We start from the raw sequence: 19550 nt of genomic DNA, 5'->3' as shown, positions 1-19550 counted from the left end.
CTATAACGACAAATCCTGTAAGCGCTCGGAGAGGATCTCCGTTGCGGACTGTTCAGCCTCAATATCTTCCCTGACCTGTTGATACCAGGTCTCTTCATCCCACAGCTCAAACTTATTGAACTGGCCCACCAGCATCACTTGTTTGTGGAGTCCCGCATGCTGCCGCAGCGTCGCGGCAATCAGCAGGCGTCCGGCGCCGTCCATCTGACATTCGCTGGCGTGACCCAGCAGCAGACGCTGCACCCGACGCTCGGCAGGATTCATACTCGACAGACGGGATAATTTCTGTTCGATCACTTCCCACTGTGACAGAGGATAAAGCAGCAGACAGGGGTGATGGAGATCGATGGTGCATACCATGTGACCTTGCGCTTCCTCAATCAATAAGTCCCGGTAGCGGATAGGTACCGCCAGACGTCCCTTACTGTCGAGATTGATGGTTGTTGCGCCTCGAAACATGCTGGAGTGACTCCCTGATGCCCCATATCACCACTTTATCCCACAAATTCCCACGCTAAGAAGTTTACGGAGGGGAGGAAAACCTTGTCAAGCCAGAGCGGGCGCGGTTTGGCAATATTTTTATCAACGCGGGGTTTTAACAAAATAGGCAAGAAAATTCCGAGCACTAAAAACGGAAATTAACACCATGATAAATTAGAGGAAATTTAAATCCGTCATACCAAATAACAGAAAAAACTCCGACATAACCAAACGTTAAACTTTGCTCATTTTTTGCAATACAGCTCTCATTTTAACCAACGCGAACACAAATAAATCACCTGTAAACGGCTATAACAGCAGAACAATCTGACTAAAAACTCAGCGCAAGATAATTAAAAATTTTCACAAATTTCAATATGTTAATTTCTTATTATGGCTTGGCGATCTTATTGATGTACATTTTATCTTACTTTATACGGAATAATAATCGCTTTCTCGGTCAAATATTTTGCTGAATTTTTCAGGCCTCTTTTTCTCCGTTGATTAATAACATAACGTCGTGATATCGCCTTCGCTAGCGATACATTCCTCGTCTTGGCTTACACCGTTTTACTAAAAGCAGAATTTACCTAAAAAACGCATTAGCTCTACTTTTGAGCAAGAGTGCTACTTTTTAAGACTATTCCTGAAATATCCTGAAAAATAAGATAATCCTCGTTATCCGCACGGCGGCGCTTGGCGCTAAGAGGCGCGGATACCGGGCAAATCGCCTTAAGTTACCGCCAAATTCAACACCATAGAATAGCAGAAGCCAAGTGATATAGCCTATGATCGGCGAAAAATGCAGCAATAAAAACCACAACCAACATATAAAGCAGGTACTTTCACTACCAATGCAATGTTAAAACAATGCCTGATCCTTTACGCCAAGCCAGGCTACGCCACGTATCTAAAGATAAAAAAACCGGGTTTCCCCGGTTTTTTATCTTGTTTACTGACGGTTTAGACGCCCGCGCTGCAGCAAAATTCGCCGCATCCGACTTAACCCCGGCTTCGGCTTTCTCGGCTCATCCAGGCTGGCCAATACCAGCTCTAGCACCCGTTCGGCAATATCGCGATGTCGCTGACCGACGGACAATACCGGACAGTCCAAGAAATCCAGCAGCTCGTTATCGCCAAAGGTCGCAATGGCCAGATCGCTCGGCAGGTGGCCGTGCTTTTTCAGCGTGACATCCAGCACCCCCTGCAGCAGGGGGAACGAGGTGGTAAACAGCGCCTGCGGCATCTCATTATGCTGCAACCACTGACTAAACGCCGCCCCTGCCGCCTCTCGCTCATAGCTGTTCGTATACAGATAGTTCACCGGGCGCTCGTCACCCTGCCACGCCTTGCGGAATCCCTGCTCGCGCAGGAAGCTGACGGAGAGCTCCGGCAGCGCCCCCAGATACAGGACCGACTGGGCTGGAAAACGCCGCAGTTCGGCGGCCAGCATCTCGGCATCATCCATATCGGCGCCGACCACGCTGATAAAGTGCTCCGGATCGAGCGCGCGATCCAGCGCGATAATCGGCAGCGGATCGTTGGCCCAGCGCTGATAAAAAGGGTGCTCCGGCGGCAGTGCCGTCGACACGATAATCGCATCGACCTGACGCTGCAGCAGATGCTCGATACAGCGCATCTCGTTGTCCGGCTGATCCTCAGAACAAGCGATCAGCAGCTGATAGCCGCGCTGGCGCGCCTGGCGCTCCAGATAGTTAGCGATGCGGGTATAGCTGGTATTCTCCAGATCCGGGATCACCAGGCCAATGGAGCGGGTTCGCCCCGCGCGCAGCCCGGCGGCTACCGCGTTGGGATGGTAGTTGTGCTCGCGCACGACGGCCATCACTTTCTCAACCGTCTTATCGCTGACGCGGTACTGCTTGGCTTTACCGTTGATCACATAGCTGGCGGTAGTCCGCGAGACACCTGCAAGACGCGCGATTTCATCCAGTTTCACATTCTCCCCCTTACAGGCAATCGCCTTACGGTGACAACCAATGCGTCGACCTGGCTGTCCAGGCTGTATTGTGCGATCTAAGCGCATAAACGGCGATGGAGCAACCGATTTAGCTGAAAGGCGTCAGCAAAAACGGAAAAATAAGAGGCCCGACACATAGCCAGGCCCCAGCGCGGTCACGCCGCCTATGCTCAACGTCGGTCAGCGCATGATTTTATCGCCGCGGGCCACGCCGACCACCCCCGAGCGGGCGACTTCAACAATTTCAGCAACCTCGCGAACCGCCGCCAAAAAGGCGTCCAGCTTATCGCTGGTACCGGCCAGCTGCACCGTATACAGCGACGCCGTCACATCGACGATCTGGCCACGGAAAATGTCGGTGCTGCGCTTGACCTCCTCCCGCCCGTAGCCGCTGGCGCGCAGCTTGACCAGCATGATCTCACGCTCCACATGCGCCCCCGGCACCAGCTCGCTGACGCGTAGGACATCCACCAGCTTGTGCAGCTGCTTCTCTATCTGCTCCAGCACCTTGGCATCGCCCTTGGTCTGGATCGTCATCCGCGATAGCGTGGCGTCCTCCGTCGGCGCCACCGTCAAACTTTCAATATTGTAACCACGCTGGGAAAACAGCCCGACGACCCGCGACAGCGCGCCGGATTCATTTTCCAGTAACACCGATAAAATCCGCCGCATGATCAGCTCCTCTGGGTTTTACTCAGCCACATTTCATTCATTGCCCCGCCGCGGATCTGCATCGGGTACACGTGCTCCGTCTCATCTACCGTCACGTCGACAAACACCAGCCGGTCACGGATGCTCAACGCCTCGCGCAGCTTCGTCTCCAGCTCATCGACGCTGCGAATCGCGATACCGACGTGACCGTACGCCTCGGCCAGCCGCACAAAATCCGGCAGGGACTGCATATAGGACTGAGAGTGACGCCCGGCATAGATAATGTCCTGCCACTGCTTCACCATGCCCAAAAACCGGTTGTTCAGATTGACCACTACGATGGGCAGATCGTACTGCAGCGCCGTCGACAGCTCCTGGATATTCATCTGAATGCTGCCGTCGCCGGTGATGCACAGCACCGTGGCCTGCGGCAGCGCCAGGCGTACACCGAGCGCCGCCGGCAAGCCAAAGCCCATGGTGCCGAGCCCGCCGGAGTTGATCCAGCGGCGCGGTTGGTCGAAGCCGTAATACAGCGCGGCGAACATCTGATGCTGACCGACGTCGGAGGCCACATAGGCCTCGCCCGCCGTCAGGCGGTGCAGGGTTTCAATCACCTGCTGTGGCTTGATCCGCTGACCGTCGCTGACGTAGCGCAGACACTGGCGATCGCGCCAGACCTCAATACGCTGCCACCAGTCGCGCAGGCTATCGAAATCCTGCCGACAGTCGCCCTGCGCCAGCAGGGTGAGCAGCGCCCCCAAGACGTCGCCGGCGTCGCCGACGATGGGGACATCCGCCGTGACGGTCTTGGAGATCGAGCTGGGATCGATATCGATATGCACCACCGTCGCATCGGGGCAGTACTTGGCCAGATTGTTGGTGGTGCGATCGTCAAAGCGGACGCCGACGGCAAAAATGACATCGGCATGGTGCATCGCCAGATTGGCTTCGTAGGTGCCGTGCATCCCCAGCATCCCCAGGCTCTGCGGGTGTGACGCCGGAAAGGCGCCCAGCCCCATCAGCGAGGTGGTCACCGGCAGATTAAGCTGCTGCGCCAGCGCGCGCAGCGCCTCGTGGCAGCCGGCGCCGATCACCCCGCCCCCGGCATAGATCACCGGGCGCCGGGCGGCCAGCAGCACCTGCAGGCCACGTTTAATCTGCCCCCGGTGCCCCTGACAGGTCGGATTATAAGAGCGCATGCTCACCTGCTGCGGATAGGCGTAGGGGTATTTCTGCGCGGGGTTAAGGATATCCTTGGGCAGATCGACCACCACGGGGCCGGGACGCCCGCTGCTGGCCAGATAAAATGCCTTCTTCAGCACCGCGGGGATCTCTTCGCTCTGCTTCACCAGGAAGCTGTGCTTGACCACCGGACGGGAGATCCCCACCATGTCGCACTCCTGAAAGGCATCATTGCCAATCAGCGAGGTGGGGACCTGGCCCGACAGCACCACCAGCGGGACGGAGTCCATATAGGCCGTTGCGATACCGGTAATGGCGTTGGTCGCCCCCGGCCCGGAGGTCACCAGAACGACGCCCACCTGCCCGGTGGCCCGCGCATAGCCGTCGGCCATGTGCACCGCCCCCTGCTCATGACGAACCAGAATGTGCTCAATCCCCCCTACCGTATGCAGGGCGTCATAAATATCCAGCACGGTACCGCCCGGATAGCCAAAAAGGTGTTTGACGCCCTGATCGATCAGCGATCGCACCACCATCTCGGCGCCTGATAACATCTCCATAGCCTTTGTCTCCCTCATACGTGGCTCAACCAAGGCGGCGCCAGGGCCGCGCGGAACGGCAGGAGATCGTCCCGCCGTCTGGTTACATTAACGTCACTTTTCCTATGGAGCAAACCGCCGGCGAGGAGAGAAAAGCGCTGCGGTGGAGAGAAAACTGCGGCTGACAATATCCGGCGGATAAAAAACTGAAAGCTGGCCTAAGTATCGCCAGCTTATGATTGGAAGCAGGAAAAATTCAGAGGTTAATCATGAGCGCGGCGCCCGCGGGATCAGGCGCGCGCAGCGCGGTACGTGAAACCACGGCGCTGCGCGACGACGTCGGCCCTAGCGATCCAGATACATGGACTCGATCTCCTGATGATAGCGGCTCAGGATAATCTTACGGCGCAGCTTCAGCGTCGGCGTCAGCTCGCCCAGCTCCATCGAAAACGCCTGCGGCAGCAGAGTAAACCGCTTGACCTGCTCAAACTTGGCCAGCTCCTTTTGCATCTCCATCAAACGCTGCTCAAACAGCGCAACGATATGGCTATGGCGCAGCAGATCCAGTCGATCGTGATACTTGAGGTTGATAGAGCGCGCATACTCCTCCAGCGAGTCGAAGCAGGGAACGATCAGCGCAGAAACAAACTTACGCGCATCGGCAATCACCGCCACCTGCTCGATAAAGCGATCGCGCGCCAGCGTCCCCTCCACCAGCTGAGGGGCAATGTACTTGCCGTTGGAGGTCTTCATCAGATCCTTCAGCCGCTCGGTAATAAACAGGTGGCCCTGCGCATCCAGCGCACCGGCGTCACCGGTCTTCAGCCAGCCGTCGGCGGTAAAGGTCTGCGCCGTCTCCAGCGGCTTATTGAAATAGCCGCGCATCACGATAGGCCCGCGCACCTGGATCTCATTCTCTTCACCGATGCGCACCTCGACCCCGGGCAACGGACGGCCAATAGACCCAAAGCGGAAGTCCTGCTCTTCCCAGCAGGAGACCGTCGCGCAGGTTTCCGTCATGCCATAGCCATACTTGATATTCAGTCCCAGCGCCTGGAAAAACAGGATCACATGGTCATCCAGCTTGGCACCGGCCGCCGGTAAAAAGCGCACCCGACCGCCTAAAATCGCGCGCAGCTTCGCCAGCACCAGCCGATCGGCCAAACGGTGCATCGCCGTCATCAAGCGCCCCTGGGGACGCGCCGCGCGTTCGCGTAAAAAGCGCTGCTCGCCGCACCACACCGCCCAGCGAAACAGCTGACGACGCAGCCACGGTGCCTGGGCGACCTTGGCCTGCACCGCGCTGAAAATCTTTTCATAAAAGCGAGGAACCGCACACATCATGGTGGGACGCACCGCCTGCATCGCCTCTCGCACCAGGTTTGTGTCGTGCAGATAGACGTTTTGCGCACCGCTGTGCATCACATAAAAGCTCCAGGCGCGCTCAAAAACATGAGAGAGCGGCAGGAAGCACAGAGAGACATCCTGCTCACCGACGTTCAGACGGGCATCGTGCAGATACAGCTGAGCGGCCAGACTCCGGTAGTCCAGCATCACCCCTTTCGGCTCACCGGTGGTGCCAGAGGTGTAGATGAGCGTAAACAGATCGTCGAGAGAGGCCGCGTCGATACGCTGCGCCAGCCGTGCGAGGCTGGCGCTATCGCCGCCAGGCGCGAACGCGTGCAGATGACAGGCGATCGCGCAGCCGCGCAGATCGATGCCATCCGACAGCGCAATGATACGGGTCAGCTGCGGACAGCACTCGCGCAGAGCCAACGCGGCGTCATACTGGGCCTGACCGTCGACAAACAGGATACGAACGCTGGCATCATTGAGAATATAGGCCGCCTGCGCCGCCGTATTGGTCGCATAGACCGGCACCGTAACCGCCCGCAGATGCAGGATCGCCAGATCGGCCAGCGACCAGGCCACCGAGTTATGGGCAAAGATGGCCACCCGCTCCTGTACCTCTACGCCCAGCGCCAGCAGCGCGCAGGCCAGCCGGGAGACCTGCTCCCCGACTTCGCGCCAGCGGTAAGCGACGTCCGCCGTCGGCGACCAGTCACGCAGCGCTACGCGGTTGGGTGAATTGGCAATCTGTCCCTGAATACGAGCTACCAGATGATAATTATCTAACGCTTTGATCATTCGTCCATTCATCGCAAGAACGCGGTATCTGCCGCGACATTTGCCCACCCGTACACCCATTTTCAGCGTACAGCTGTGCACTGATTTTCGCGCGCAGTCTACCGTTTCCTGTGCATGAATCAACCGTTATTGAGGGTAAAAGTGTGCGCTACCGTAGATTTTCGCGATATTCTCGTTCGCCACCCCGATGAGCAGGCCGCCAAGCGGATGAAATAATCCACTGCATAATCAGAAAACGGCAGCGATAGCTGCCGCCTCGCCTTAACGCCCCTGCTGGGCAAACTCGCTCAGCAGCTTACGTAGCCATACGTGGGCGCTATCGCGCTCAGAAGCCCGATGCCAGTTGAAAAAACAGGTACGCTGACTCTCCAGATCCAGCAGCGTCACGGCTCGCAGCTGCAGGTAGTCGGCATATTGCTCCACCATCCAGCGCGGCGCGATGGCGACCATCTCGGTTTTCGACACCATGCTTAATACGCTGCTTAAGTCCGTTCCCTGATAGGCTATTTGGCGGATCAGATCCGAGTGGGAATAAAAAAAGCGGCTGACGCTGGAGAACTGATTAATACTGACCACCGCATGGGACTCCAGCAATAGTCCGCGCAGTGAACACGTCTCGCCGATACGCGGATGCTGTCCCGCGACCGCCAGAACAAACTCATCGTCAAACAGCGCTTCGCAACAAAACTCATCGCCGCTGAGATCTTGATAGTCGATGAGAAAATCGCTCTCCTGATAGCGCAATTTCCGCGTTATCTGTTCATTGACCAGCGAGTCGAAGCTCACCTGAACATGCAGCGCATACGACTTTATCCGCTGCAGCAGCTTCGCCGTCAGCAATATATCCAGCGGGCTGGTAATCGCAATATTAAACACGCGCTCGCTGCTTTCCGGTTTAAAGCGGGCGCCGGGCAGCTCATTGCGCACAATCTGCAGCGCCTGGCGTACCGGCCCAAACAGCTGATAGGCGCGATTGGTCGGGCGAATACCGCGCCCATAGCGCATAAACAGCTCGTCGTTAAACATCAGCTTTAAACGCGCCACCGCATTGCTCACCGCTGGCTGCGTCATATTCAGCGAACGCGCCGCGCGGGTAATACTCTGCACCTGCATGACGGCATCAAAGACCGTCAGCAGGTTAAGATCGACGTTACGCAGGCTATTTTCCGCACTGCTTTGGGGCTCCGCCGGTATCATCGGATGTTCATGCCGCTCTGTCATTATAACCTCCCTGCGTGTTTAGCCTGATCCTGTCAGCGTTGACAGTCGGTAAATACATTCTCTGAAATCATCAAAAGTAAAACTTCATTATATGAATTTATAAATATAAACTTGTAACATAAAAGAAATAGCCATAATGCCTCATAATAAAAATATTTTACAGGTTAATAATGTAGCTGTACTTAATTTTTAAAGAAGTTAAATTAAATAATTAAGGGCAATAAGATGATATGCTTCCATTATTTTTAAATATTCTCATCAATGCATACCCCTTTATGAGTACATAATTGCATGTGGCGATGGATAATTCTAACTTTAACACCTTATTCAATATATACTTCCAAATTGCGGCGATGGGTATTACCACACCGCGCGTCATTACCTGTTGACAAGCTAAAAGCTATCCAGTATCACTTTATAACCAACGGTGATTATATGACGGATACTTCCATGATGTTCATGCGCCAGAACCTACTACTTATTATTCTCGCAGAGGCACTGCGCGGATGGCGTGTGGGCGGAGGTTACCGCTAGAATTCACCCACAGACTCCACAAGCCCGCGCAATAGCGCGGGCTTTTTTTTAGCAAAATACCGCGCAGCGCATCACACAGGGAACGACGCCGAGGAACGGAACGATGAGCCAACAGGTAATTATTTTCGATACGACGCTGCGCGACGGGGAGCAGGCCCTGCAGGCCAGCCTGAGCGTGAAGGAAAAACTGCAGATCGCCCTGGCGCTGGAGCGCATGGGCGTCGATGTAATGGAGGTGGGATTCCCTATCTCCTCCCCCGGCGACTTCGCCTCGGTGCGCGCCATCGCCCAACGGGTGAAACAGAGCCGGGTGTGTGCACTGGCCCGCTGCGTCGATGCCGATATCGACGCAGCGGCCGAGGCGCTGCGCGCGGCCGACGCCTTCCGCATTCACACCTTTCTGGCCACCTCTACGCTGCATCTGGAGTCCAAGCTGCGCCGCTCATTCGATGACGCTATCGCGATGGCCCGGCACGCGATTCTGCGCGCCCGTCGCTATACCGACGACGTCGAGTTCTCCTGCGAGGACGCCGGGCGCACCCCCATCGATAATCTGTGTCGCATCGTCGAAGCCGCCATCGACGCCGGCGCCAAGACCGTCAACATCCCGGATACGGTGGGCTATACCACCCCTTATCAGTTCGGCAGCATTATCCACACCCTGTTTGAGCGGGTACCCAATATCGACCAGGCCGTTATCTCCGTACACTGCCACGATGACCTGGGCATGGCCTGCGCCAACTCAATCAGCGCCGTCCAGGCTGGCGCCCGCCAGGTGGAGGGAACCCTGAACGGCATCGGCGAACGCGCCGGTAACTGCGCGCTGGAGGAGGTGATCATGGCAATCCGTACCCGGCAGGATCTGCTGCAGGTGCACACCGGCATTCGCCACCAGGAGATCTACCGCACCAGCCAGTTGGTCAGCCAGCTGTGCAATATGCCGATACCGGCCAATAAGGCGGTGGTCGGCGCCAATGCCTTTGCCCACTCGTCGGGGATTCACCAGGATGGCGTGCTGAAAAACCGCGAAAACTACGAAATCATGACGCCGGAGTCCATCGGCCTGCCGCAGACCCAGCTGAACCTGACCTCCCGCTCCGGGCGCGCCGCGGTGAAACACCGCATGGAGGAGATGGGCTACCGCGAGGGCAACGACTTTGATCTGGAGCGTCTGTACCAGGCCTTTTTACGCCTGGCAGATAAAAAAGGTCAGGTGTTTGACTACGACCTGGAGGCGCTGGCCTTTATCGATCGCCAGCAGGAAGAGGCGGACCATTTCCGTCTGGAGTACTTCAGCGTGCAGTCCGGCAGCAGCGTCATGGCCACCGCCTCCGTGCGGCTGATCTGCGGGGCTGAAACCCGCGCCGAGGCTGCGACCGGCAACGGCCCGGTCGACGCGGTCTATCAGGCCATCAACCGCATCACCGACATTTCGGTCGATATCGTGAAGTATCAGCTGTCGGCCAAAGGCCAGGGGCGCGATGCCCTGGGTCAGGTGGATATCGTCGCCGAGCACCAGGGCCGGCGTTTTCACGGCGTCGGGCTGACGACCGATATCGTCGAATCCTCCGCCCAGGCGCTGATCCATGTGCTGAACCATATCTGGCGCGCCCGTCAGGTCGAGCAGGAGCGCCAGCGGCTGCACTCGCCCGCCCCGTCAATCTCAACTTCGTCTACCCATTAAGGAAGCCCTGTTACGATGAGCCATTCCCATCACATTGCCGTACTGCCCGGCGACGGCATCGGCCCGGAAATCATGGCGCAGGCCAATAAGGTCATGGACGCCGTTCGCAGCCGCTTTGGGCTGCGTATCACCACCAGCGAATACGACATCGGCGGCATCGCCATCGATCGCCACGGCAACCCGCTGCCGGAGGCGACCCTGCGCGGCTGCGAGCAGGCCGACGCGATTCTGTTCGGCTCCGTCGGCGGGCCGCGCTGGGAGCACCTGCCGCCGGCCAACCAACCGGAGCGGGGTGCCCTGCTGCCGCTGCGTAAACACTTTAAGCTGTTCAGCAACCTGCGGCCGGCGCGCCTCTACCCGGGGCTGGAGTCCCTGTGCCCACTGCGCGCCGATATCGCCGCCCGCGGCTTCGACATTCTGTGCGTTCGCGAACTGACCGGCGGCATCTACTTCGGCCAGCCCAAAGGACGCGAGGGACAGGGCATGCATCAGCGCGCCTTCGACACCGAAGTCTACTACCGCTTTGAGATCGAGCGCATTGCCCGCCTGGCCTTCGAGGCGGCAGCCTCTCGCCGCGCGCGGGTGACCTCCATCGACAAGGCCAACGTATTGCAAAGTTCGCTGCTGTGGCGCGAGGTGGTCAACGAAATAGCGCAAGACTACCCCCAGGTGGCGCTGAACCATATGTATATCGACAACGCCACCATGCAGCTGATCAAGGATCCGGCGCAGTTTGATGTGCTGCTTTGCAGCAACCTCTTCGGCGATATTCTCTCCGACGAGTGCGCCATGCTGACCGGCTCCATGGGAATGCTGCCCTCCGCCAGCCTGAATGAACACGGCTTTGGCCTGTATGAACCGGCGGGCGGCTCCGCGCCGGACATCGCTGGGCAGAATCTGGCCAACCCGATAGCCCAGATCCTGTCGCTGGCGCTGCTGCTGCGCCACAGCCTGTCCGCCGAGGCGGCCGCCGCGGCGATTGAGCGCGCCGTCAACCAGGCGCTGACCCAAGGCGTTAAGACCGCGGATTTGGCCGCCGACGCGCAGGCGGTCTCCACCGACGAAATGGGTGATGCCATCGCCCGACTGATTACACAGGAGGCCTAAGCATGGGCAAGACACTGTACCAAAAGCTGTATGACGCCCATATCGTCCATCAGACGCCCGGCGAGACCCCGCTGCTGTATATCGATCGCCACCTGGTGCATGAGGTCACCTCACCGCAGGCCTTCGACGGGCTGCGCGCCCAGGGGCGTCGGGTGCGCCGGCCGGAGCATACCTTTGCCACCATGGATCATAATGTCTCCACCCAGAGCCGCGACATCCGCGCCTGCGGCGAGATGGCCCAAATTCAGATGGAAACCCTGATGGCTAACTGCCGTGAGTTCGGCGTCCAGCTGTACGATCTGCACCATCCTCACCAAGGGATAGTCCACGTCATCGGCCCAGAGCAAGGCATGACCCTGCCGGGAACCACCATCGTCTGCGGCGACTCCCATACCGCCACCCACGGCGCCTTCGGCGCGCTGGCCTTCGGCATCGGCACCTCCGAGGTGGAGCATGTGCTGGCAACCCAGACCCTGAAGCAGGATCGCGCCCGTACGATGCAGATAGCCATCCAGGGGAGATGCGCCGCGGGGATCAGCGCCAAGGACATCGTGCTGGCGGTCATCGGGCACCTCGGCCACGCCGGCGGCACCGGATATGTGGTGGAGTTTTGCGGCCCGGCGGTGCAGGCCCTGTCGATGGAGGGACGCATGACGCTGTGCAATATGGCTATCGAACTGGGCGCCAAGGCCGGCCTTGTCGCACCGGACGACACGACCTTTGCCTACCTTCAGGGGAGGCCGTTTGCCCCGCAGGGCGCACTGTGGCAGCAGGCCGTCGACCATTGGCGCACCCTGCGCTCTGATGCGGATGCGCAGTACGATCGCGTCGTGACCCTGCAGGCCGATGACATTGCCCCCCAGGTCACCTGGGGAACCAATCCCGGCCAGGTCATCGCCATCGATACGCCCATTCCCTCGCCGGCGTCGCTGGCCGACCCCATCGCCCGCGCCTCGGCCCACAAAGCGCTGGCCTATATGGATCTGCAGCCGGGGACGCGCATGAGCGACGTCGCCATCGATCGGGTCTTTATCGGCTCCTGTACCAACTCCCGCATTGAAGATCTGCGGGCCGCCGCCGCCATCGCCCGCGGACGCCGGGTCGCGCCGGGCGTGCAGGCCATGGTGGTCCCCGGCTCTGGGCCCGTCAAGGCGCAGGCCGAGGCCGAAGGGCTGGACAAAATCTTTACCGAGGCCGGTTTTGAATGGCGCCTGCCGGGCTGTTCCATGTGCCTGGCGATGAACAATGACCGCCTGGGCAGCGGTGAACGCTGCGCCTCAACCAGCAACCGCAATTTTGAAGGGCGCCAGGGGCGCGGCGGGCGGACTCATCTGGTCAGCCCGGCCATGGCCGCCGCCGCCGCCGTCTGCGGCCACTTTGCCGATATTCGCCAGCTTCAGGAGCATGACCATGACTGAGTTCACCCGCCATACCGGCATCGTCGTCCCGCTGGACGCCGCCAACGTGGATACCGATGCCATTATTCCCAAGCAGTTTCTGCAGAAGGTGACCCGCAGTGGCTTTGGACGCCACCTGTTTCACGACTGGCGCTTTCTGGACGCGGCGGGGGAGCAGCCCAACCCGGCGTTCGTGCTGAATCAGCCCCCGTTTCAGCAGGGCAGTATTCTGCTGGCGCGGGAAAACTTTGGCTGCGGATCATCGCGCGAGCACGCGCCCTGGGCGCTGACCGACTACGGGTTTCGCGTGGTTATCGCCCCCAGCTTTGCCGATATCTTTTACGGCAATGCGTTTAACAGCCAGCTGCTGCCCATCATCCTCGACGAGGCGCAGATAGCGACGCTGTTTGCCCTGGTCGGCGCATCGCCCGGCATCGCGTTTAGCGTGGACGTGGAGCAGCAAACGCTGCAGGCGGGCGACGCGTGCTATACCTTTACGCTGGACCCGTTCCGCCGCCATTGCCTGATCCACGGTCTGGACGGCATCGGCCTGACGCTGCGGCAGGCATCGGCCATCGCCGACTACGAAGCGCGTCGGCCCGCGTTTCTGCGTTAACGACCGCGGCGGCGCGGGTATCACCCGGCCGCCGTTAGGTTAGAAGTCGTAGCTGGCAGAAAGGATGAAGGTGCGCGGGTTGCCCTGCACCAGATAGTTACTGCCCGGATAACCGCCGACGGATGACCAGTAGCGCTTATCGCTCAGGTTCTCTACCCGCGCGCGCAGCGTCACGTCATGACCGTCGAGCTTCAGCGCATAGCGCGTCCCCAGATCGACCCGTACCCACGCCGGAATAGACAGGGTATTGGCGGCATCCGCATACTGAGAGGCGGTATAGACCGCGCGCCCCTCCAGCGCCAGCCCGTCGATAAACGGCGTCTCCCAGCCCAGATTCAGGTTTGCCTGAACGGCCGGCACGCCAATCGCCCGCTTCCCATCCTGACCGCCGAGCGAGCTCTTTTGCTGCCGGGCATCCAGCAGCGTTACCCCCCCTAGCATCGTGACGCGCTCATGGGGTTTACCAAACAGCGTCAGCTCAATCCCGCGGTTACGCTGCTCGCCGTTATCGGTATAGGTGGTACCGTCCAAGCGAAACTCTGGGCGGGTAATCTGGAACAGGCTGACCGATGCCCCCAACATGCCATTGTCATATTTGGCCCCCGCCTCGATCTGCCGGGCGCGGAACGGCGCAAAGACCTGGCCGGCATTGCTTACCGTTACGCCATTGCTGGTTGCCGGCGCCACCCCGCTGGGCAGCAGCGCCTCGGCGTAGTTGGCGAACAGCGCCACGTCCAGCGATGGCTGATACAGCGCACCGACGAACGGTGTCAGCGCGTTTTTCCCATAGCGACCGCTGAGGGCGCCGCTATCATAGTCATAAGAGCGGGTTTCCAGACGCTGCCAGCGGCCGCCGAGCGTCAGCTTGATCTTATCCTCCAGCAGGCCCAGGGTATCAGCCAGCGCCACGCTGTGGCTGCTGTTACGCTCCGTCTCCCGCGCATCGCTGAGCGACCCACCGAAGAAACTGGCCTCCGGGCGAGCCACCGAACTCATGTCATTCAGCGTCCCGAAGCCGCTGAACGTAGGCGACATGGCCCACCCATTCTTGGAGCGCAGCTGATACGCCGCCGCGGAGAGCACCAGCGTATGGTTGACGCGGCCGGTGGTCAGATCGTGACGTACGCCGACATCGGCAGACAATACGTTATCCTGCCTGACGTTTTCGAACAGGTAGGCCGAGAGCACCCCATCGCCATCGGCCGTGGGATTAGCCAACAGGTTATGCTCTTTACCCTGTCGCGCCCCCGCCCCCAGCCAGACACGGGTGCTGTCATTCAGTAAATACTCACCGCGCACGACGCCAAACAGCTGCTTCTCATCGGTATATGTCCAGTCCTGGGCATAGTTTTTATTGGCCGACGGCGCCGCGGGCAGCGTCGGCCCCCCCGGCGTGACGCTGGGGCGCGGCGCATCGATATGGTGATCCTGATAACCGATATCCGCCGACAGCTGCAGCCGGTCACGGCGGTGGTCGAAACCGACGGAGAGCGCACCGAGGCGCTGTTTCTCGCGAGCAACCGCGCTCTTGCCGTCCCGGCCGACCAGATTAACCCGAATACCGTTGGCCTCATCGTCACCAAAGCGTCGGGCCACATCCAACGCCGCGTAGCCCTGACCATCGCCCTGCACACCGCCGGTGACCCGCGTCAGCGGCGCATGCCCTGCCCGCTTCGGCACCAAGTTCACCATCCCCCCGACGGCGCTGCCGCCGGGCGCCGCGCCGTTCAGGAAGGTGTTGGCACCGCGCAGCACTTCAACCCGCTCCAGCATTTCGGCGGCGACAAACTGACGCGGTAAAATTCCGTAGACCCCGTTTAGGGTCATATCATCGGAGTACACCGGAAAACCGCGGATCATATACAGCTCTTGGAAGTTGCCGAATCCCTTGGCCACCCGCACGGTGGGATCGTTTTGCAACACATCGGCCACGCTGGCCGCCTGCTGCTGCTCAATCAGCGCCGAGGTGTAGCTGGTCAGGGTAAAGGGGGCATCCATAAAGTCACTGTTGCCCAGCATGCCCAGCCGCCCGGTGCGCGCGACCTGACCGCCCTCATAGCTGTCGCCCAGCGCGACCTGCGAGCCGCTGACCGTGATCTCATCCGCCGGGCGAGCGCTCTCCTCCGCCATCGCAACAGACGTGCAGCCTACCGAGATTGCGCCAAACAGCCCCACGCCCATGCGGGATAAACGCAGTGATGACATAATTTCCCTTATATAAATAAAACAAAAATAAAAATGATTTTTATAATCATTACGCAAAAACAACCCAAAACGCCGTACGCGCTGCGTGGCTCCGCGCCGCGGATCGTACCGCTACGCGACGCGCTGAAGACGGCGTCGCGTCAGGCGCCCAACGATCAGCAGCAGCAGGAAATAGGCGGCCCCGATGATAGCAACCAGCGTCCCGGCCGCCATCGCACGGGGGTACAGTAAGGCCTGCCCCAGCCAGTCTGCCCACAGCAGCGTCGCAGCCCCCAGCAACGCGGCCAGCCCCATCTGCGCCTTGGCCGTCCGCGCGCCCAGCATCTGTGCCAGGTGCGGCGCCATCAGGCCGACAAAGGCCACCGGACCAATCGCCGCCGTCGCAATGGCGCACAGCAGCGCCACCAGCACCAACAGCAGCGCCGCGGCCCTCGCGCTGTTCAATCCACGGGCCTGGGAAAAGGCGCGACCGATGGAAAGCAGCGTCAGGGCGCGCGCGACAGACAGCGCCAACAGCAGCAGCAGCGCCGTCAGCGCAGAGAGCAGCAGCGCCTGCGCGGCCGTCACCCGGTAGGTAGAGCCCGCCAGCCACTGCAAAATGCGGTAGCTGTCCTGGCTCCCCTGCGCCAGGCAAAACTGCACCAGCGCCTGCAGCAGCGCCGTCATCGCGATACCGGTCAGGATCACGCTGGCCGGGGCGTAACGCTGGCGACGCCCCAGCGCCATCAATGCCGCCAGTACCGCCAGACTGCCCGCCAGGCCGACGCCCCACTGCAACAAGGCCGTTAGCGTCTGGCCACACCACAGCATCGCCAAAACCAGCGTCAACGTGGCGCCGGAAGAGACGCCCAGCAGATCGGGGCTGGCCAACGGGTTATAAATCAGACGCTGTAACAGAACGCCCGCCAGCGCCAGCGCCACGCCGCAGCTCAACGCGGCCAGCGCCCGCGGCCAGCGCAGCGCCCACTGATACGCCTGTGGCCAGGCAAAGGGCCAGCCCGCCGCCTCCGGCTGGTAGGTCAGATAGCCGAGCAACGCCAACGCAAAAAGCGCCGCCAACGCCGCGCTGACCCACCTTGAAACCCGTCCGCGGGCCGATATCAGCGGTGCCCCCAGGCCATCCGGCGCGCTCAGGCGACGCCGGCTGAACAGGATCAGCGCCGGAGCACCGATAGCGGCGGCCACCACGCCGGTCGGCAAGAGCTGCCCCAGCCACAGCGACGCCCCCTGCGCCAGCGCATCGGTCAGCAGTAACAGCAGCGCTCCGCCCAGCAGACTGGCATACAGCTCGCCCCGCGGCGTCCGCACCCCCAGCGCCCGCACGATGTTGGGCGTCAGCAGGCCGATAAAACCGATCAGCCCGACGGCCGTCACCGCCGCAGAGACCAGCCAGATGGTCAACAGCATCAACGCAAAAAAGAGCGGAACCACCGCCACGCCGCGCGCCTGCGCCCCCTGGTGCCCCAGGCGCAGCAGCTGTAGCACCCGCGGGGCGAACAGTAGCAACAGGAGAGCCGGCGCCAAACGGGGTAATAACCAGCGCACCCACCCCCAGTCGCTTTGCGTCAAGTCGCCGCTGCCCCAGAGGAAAATGTTCTGCGCATAGGGGTGCTGTAGCAGCAGCACCGCCGACGCCAGCGCACCGAGCAGAATGTTAATCACCATGCCGGCGATGACCATCGGCAGGCCGGTCATGTTGTCCAGTCCAACGATCAGTACAATCAGGGCAAAGGCCAGCAAAGCCCCCCCCATCGCAGCAAGGGCCCCCCACTGCGCCTGCTGCGCAGGCCAGAATGCCGCCAACAGGACCAATGCCAGCCATGCTCCCGACGAGGTGCCCATCGTCAGCGGCGACATCAGCGCATTCTGGGTCAGCTGCTGCATCACGCTGCCGGCCAGACCCAGCGTAGCCCCCACCAACAGCGTGATCGCCAGACGCGGTAGCTGCGAATACAGCCACAGAATGTCGTCAAGGCTCTGCGCCTGCTGCGGGGCCAGCAGAAGCTGCCATTGCTGTAGCAGCGTCAGCGGCTGCGCCCACTGCAGCGATGCCACGGCCAGCGCCAGCAGCAGCAGCGGCGCCGCCAGCCTTACTCCGCCGCTCATTTCTGCGCCGCCAGCGCCATCAGGCTTTCCGCCATCGCCTCTGCGGCATACTGTAATGACATCGCGCCGCCATAGCTCCAGACCGGACGGACGGCGCTCACCCGCTGCCCGCGAACAAACGGCATCGCCTGCCATAGTCGCGTCGCGTCCAGGCGCGCAGCGTCATGAAAAGGCAGAAAGTAAAGCACGTAGCCTTGACCGACCCGCTGTAGCCCAGCGATCGGCTGCTGGACAATCCCCCAGCGCGCCGGCGGCGGCGCCAGAGCGGGCGTGATCCCCAGTTGGCGCAGGACATAGACCGGCATAGCGTTGGTGGTGTACAGGTAGGTTGAGGTCGTGCTGGCAAAGCGCATCACCGTGACGGCGGGGAGCTGGCCATGAAACGCCTCGCGCAGCGCCCGTGATAAATGCTGAAAGCGAGCCTGCATCGCGGCCAGCTTCTGTTCCGCAATCGCCTCACGACCAAACACCTGCGCCAGCTGGCGGAACTGCATTATCGCCACCGCGGCGTGATCGTCCGCGGCGGAAAAATTGGTGTAGTACAGCACCGGTGCAATCTGCGTCAGGCGCGGCAGCAGCGCCTGCTGCATTTCGCTCGCGAGGATCACATCGGGTTTCAGCGCCGCGATGCGCTCCAGATTCGGCTCTTCTCGGCTGCCGACGCTCTGCGTCTGCGCCGGGATCAGCGGCTGTGCCACCCATTCGCGGTAGCTGTCCAGATCGGTGGCGGCCAGCGGCGTCACCCCCAGCTCGATGGTCTGCTCCAGCAGATCCCAGTCCAGCACCACGGCCCGCGTCGGCACGGCCGGTAGCTGATGAGTACCGCGGCTGTCGCTGACCGTCAGCGCTTGCGCGCTGAACGAGAACAGGGAGATCAGCAGCGCCAATGGCGCAAAAAATCTAAAAATAAAATTAAACATCAAGCACATATGATAGCAACTTTATGAGGCGGCGCCCCGGGGGTAGGATGCGGGTGATCCGTCAGGCGGATCGGGGTTTGGTACAGATCGGACAGTCGCTGCTCGTCGGCCAACGCCGCCGCCGAGCCAGCAAAGGCCACGCGCCCCTGCTTCAGGGCGATCACGTGATCGGCATAGCGCAGCGCCAGATTCAGGTCGTGCAGAATGACCAAGACGCCGCGCGGCAGCGCCGATAGCAGCGCCATGAGTTGGTACTGGTGCTGGATATCCAGCGCCGAGGTCGGCTCATCGAGGATCAGCAACGGGGAGGCCTGCGCCAACAGCATGGCGACCCACGCCCGCTGGCGTTCCCCGCCGGACAGCGTATCCACCAGCGTATCGGCAAAGGGGGCCACCCCAGTCTCAGCCATCGCCGCGTCAATGAGCTGCCGATCTTCCCGGCGCCAGCGTCCCAGCATGCCACGCCAGGGAAAGCGGCCCAGGCGCACCAGCTCTCTCACGGTCAGCCCGGCGCTGGCGGGCAGCTTCTGCGGTAAAAATGCCACCCGCCGCGCCAGTGCGCCGGCGGAGAGGGATGACAGCGCCTGCCCATCCAGAGCGATCTGGCCGCCGTCGGGGCGCAGCTGACCGGCCAGCAGGCTGACCAGCGTCGATTTACCGGACCCGTTATGTCCCAGAATCACCGTCAGACGATCCGTTGGGATCGTCAAATGTTCGATAGCCAGGACCTCGCGTCCCCCGCGCACAACCTCTAGGTTGGTTAGCGAAAACATGGCATTCCC

Annotated in this window: 14 protein-coding genes; 4 read left to right on the top strand and 10 right to left on the bottom strand. The window is 60.7% G+C overall.

Going from position 1 to position 19550, the window contains the following annotated elements; translation table 11 throughout:
* The 6 genes from mraZ to leuO all read right to left on the bottom strand — a co-directional run bounded on the left by mraZ (nucleotide 1) and on the right by leuO (nucleotide 8199).
* Entirely contained in the window at nucleotides 1-459 is a 459-nt protein-coding gene (gene mraZ, locus BRD58_RS03380; protein WP_015460947.1) for a division/cell wall cluster transcriptional repressor MraZ, read from the bottom strand.
* A 973-nt stretch (nucleotides 460-1432) separates the two neighbouring features.
* The gene (cra, locus tag BRD58_RS03375) at nucleotides 1433-2437 is read right to left on the bottom strand and encodes a catabolite repressor/activator (protein WP_012847498.1); all 1005 of its coding nucleotides are present in this window, start codon (nucleotides 2435-2437) and stop codon (nucleotides 1433-1435) included.
* A 201-nt stretch (nucleotides 2438-2638) separates the two neighbouring features.
* Entirely contained in the window at nucleotides 2639-3130 is a 492-nt protein-coding gene (gene ilvN, locus BRD58_RS03370; protein WP_012847497.1) for an acetolactate synthase small subunit, read from the bottom strand.
* 2 nt (nucleotides 3131-3132) lie between these two features.
* Nucleotides 3133-4851 carry an acetolactate synthase 3 large subunit gene (gene ilvI / locus BRD58_RS03365; protein ID WP_012847496.1) on the bottom strand — a complete coding sequence of 573 codons (1719 nt, stop codon included), beginning with the start codon at nucleotides 4849-4851 and terminating at the stop codon, nucleotides 3133-3135.
* Between the two features lie 324 nt (nucleotides 4852-5175).
* Nucleotides 5176-6978 carry an AMP-dependent synthetase/ligase gene (locus BRD58_RS03360; RefSeq protein WP_073381562.1) on the bottom strand — a complete coding sequence of 601 codons (1803 nt, stop codon included), beginning with the start codon at nucleotides 6976-6978 and terminating at the stop codon, nucleotides 5176-5178.
* 261 nt (nucleotides 6979-7239) lie between these two features.
* A complete protein-coding gene (gene leuO, locus BRD58_RS03355) occupies nucleotides 7240-8199 on the bottom strand; it encodes a transcriptional regulator LeuO (RefSeq protein WP_015683230.1) in 960 nt (319 codons plus the stop codon).
* Nucleotides 8200-8836: 637 nt separating this feature from the next.
* Between leuO and leuA the strand changes: the two genes are divergently transcribed.
* The 4 genes from leuA to leuD are packed head-to-tail and all read left to right on the top strand — an operon-like array spanning nucleotide 8837 to nucleotide 13537.
* Complete coding sequence (leuA, locus tag BRD58_RS03350; protein WP_073381560.1) at nucleotides 8837-10417, top strand: 2-isopropylmalate synthase; 1581 nt, start codon at nucleotides 8837-8839, stop codon at nucleotides 10415-10417.
* Between the two features lie 15 nt (nucleotides 10418-10432).
* Nucleotides 10433-11524, top strand: a complete 1092-nt coding sequence (leuB, locus tag BRD58_RS03345) for a 3-isopropylmalate dehydrogenase (protein WP_073381558.1) — start codon at nucleotides 10433-10435, stop codon at nucleotides 11522-11524.
* Nucleotides 11525-11526: 2 nt separating this feature from the next.
* Nucleotides 11527-12942, top strand: coding sequence for a 3-isopropylmalate dehydratase large subunit (gene leuC / locus BRD58_RS03340; RefSeq protein ID WP_015460945.1), 1416 nt, complete (start codon nucleotides 11527-11529; stop codon nucleotides 12940-12942).
* Nucleotides 12935-13537, top strand: coding sequence for a 3-isopropylmalate dehydratase small subunit (leuD, locus tag BRD58_RS03335; RefSeq protein ID WP_069578208.1), 603 nt, complete (start codon nucleotides 12935-12937; stop codon nucleotides 13535-13537). The genes leuC and leuD overlap by 8 nt, the downstream gene beginning before the upstream one ends.
* A gap of 39 nt (nucleotides 13538-13576) precedes the next feature.
* Here leuD and BRD58_RS03330 read toward each other — a convergent pair whose 3' ends face one another.
* From BRD58_RS03330 to BRD58_RS03315, 4 genes are all read right to left on the bottom strand, one after another.
* Nucleotides 13577-15742: a TonB-dependent receptor gene (locus BRD58_RS03330; protein ID WP_073383842.1), complete on the bottom strand. Its 2166-nt coding sequence runs from the start codon at nucleotides 15740-15742 to the stop codon at nucleotides 13577-13579.
* A 111-nt stretch (nucleotides 15743-15853) separates the two neighbouring features.
* Entirely contained in the window at nucleotides 15854-17848 is a 1995-nt protein-coding gene (gene fhuB, locus BRD58_RS03325; protein ID WP_073381556.1) for a Fe(3+)-hydroxamate ABC transporter permease FhuB, read from the bottom strand.
* Nucleotides 17845-18768 carry an ABC transporter substrate-binding protein gene (locus BRD58_RS03320; protein WP_078057714.1) on the bottom strand — a complete coding sequence of 308 codons (924 nt, stop codon included), beginning with the start codon at nucleotides 18766-18768 and terminating at the stop codon, nucleotides 17845-17847. Before BRD58_RS03320 ends, fhuB begins: the two co-directional genes overlap by 4 nt.
* Nucleotides 18768-19541, bottom strand: coding sequence for an ABC transporter ATP-binding protein (locus BRD58_RS03315; RefSeq protein ID WP_012847485.1), 774 nt, complete (start codon nucleotides 19539-19541; stop codon nucleotides 18768-18770). The genes BRD58_RS03320 and BRD58_RS03315 overlap by 1 nt, the downstream gene beginning before the upstream one ends.
* Nucleotides 19542-19550 lie beyond the last annotated feature (9 nt).

This window comes from Edwardsiella piscicida (genome assembly GCF_001896205.1).
GTDB classification, from domain to species: domain Bacteria; phylum Pseudomonadota; class Gammaproteobacteria; order Enterobacterales; family Enterobacteriaceae; genus Edwardsiella; species Edwardsiella piscicida.
This window is presented reverse-complemented; position numbering and strand designations above follow the sequence as displayed.

Coding starts and splice junctions, on each gene's coding strand:
- leuD (WP_069578208.1), top strand. CDS start 12,935: ATGACTGAGTTCACCCGCCATACCGGCATCGTCGTCCCGCTGGACGCC.
- BRD58_RS03320 (WP_078057714.1), bottom strand. CDS start 18,768: ATGTTTAATTTTATTTTTAGATTTTTTGCGCCATTGGCGCTGCTGATC.
- leuC (WP_015460945.1), top strand. CDS start 11,527: ATGGGCAAGACACTGTACCAAAAGCTGTATGACGCCCATATCGTCCAT.
- BRD58_RS03330 (WP_073383842.1), bottom strand. CDS start 15,742: ATGTCATCACTGCGTTTATCCCGCATGGGCGTGGGGCTGTTTGGCGCA.
- BRD58_RS03360 (WP_073381562.1), bottom strand. CDS start 6,978: ATGATCAAAGCGTTAGATAATTATCATCTGGTAGCTCGTATTCAGGGA.
- leuB (WP_073381558.1), top strand. CDS start 10,433: ATGAGCCATTCCCATCACATTGCCGTACTGCCCGGCGACGGCATCGGC.
- ilvN (WP_012847497.1), bottom strand. CDS start 3,130: ATGCGGCGGATTTTATCGGTGTTACTGGAAAATGAATCCGGCGCGCTG.
- leuO (WP_015683230.1), bottom strand. CDS start 8,199: ATGACAGAGCGGCATGAACATCCGATGATACCGGCGGAGCCCCAAAGC.
- ilvI (WP_012847496.1), bottom strand. CDS start 4,851: ATGGAGATGTTATCAGGCGCCGAGATGGTGGTGCGATCGCTGATCGAT.
- leuA (WP_073381560.1), top strand. CDS start 8,837: ATGAGCCAACAGGTAATTATTTTCGATACGACGCTGCGCGACGGGGAG.
- fhuB (WP_073381556.1), bottom strand. CDS start 17,848: ATGAGCGGCGGAGTAAGGCTGGCGGCGCCGCTGCTGCTGCTGGCGCTG.
- mraZ (WP_015460947.1), bottom strand. CDS start 459: ATGTTTCGAGGCGCAACAACCATCAATCTCGACAGTAAGGGACGTCTG.
- BRD58_RS03315 (WP_012847485.1), bottom strand. CDS start 19,541: ATGTTTTCGCTAACCAACCTAGAGGTTGTGCGCGGGGGACGCGAGGTC.